The sequence below is a fragment of the Alienimonas sp. DA493 genome (assembly GCF_043951915.1).
GTDB lineage: Bacteria > Planctomycetota > Planctomycetia > Planctomycetales > Planctomycetaceae > Alienimonas.
The window spans coordinates 1-323 of sequence record NZ_JBINJD010000390.1 but is presented as its reverse complement, the minus strand read 5'-3'; the positions used below and the strand labels follow the sequence as shown (position 1 = coordinate 323).

Below are 323 nucleotides of genomic sequence, written 5' to 3'. Positions count from 1 at the left end.
ACCGGCACGCACCCCGCCCGCCTGCTGATGCGGGCCCGCATCCTGCTGAAGGCCGACGCCGACGGCCCCGACGCCTTCAGCGACGTGCGGATCGGCCGGGAACTCGGCTGCTCGGCCATGACCGCCCGCCGGGTGCGGCAGCAGTTCGTCGCGGAAGGCTTGGACGCCACGCTTTGCAGGAAGAAGCCGACCGGCCGGCAGTACCGCAAGCTCGACGGGGCGCAGGAAGCGCAGCTGATCGCGGTCGCCTGCTCCCCGGCTCCTGATGGCCGCGCCCGCTGGACGATGAAGCTGCTGGCCGAGCGGCTGGTGGAGCTGGAGGT

1 protein-coding gene is annotated in these 323 nt (G+C 72.8%); it reads left to right on the top strand.

The features are described 5' to 3' along the window. Positions 1-323, top strand: a 323-nt coding sequence (locus ACG2DA_RS23155) for a helix-turn-helix domain-containing protein (protein ID WP_395259080.1), incomplete at both ends; no start/stop codon positions are given.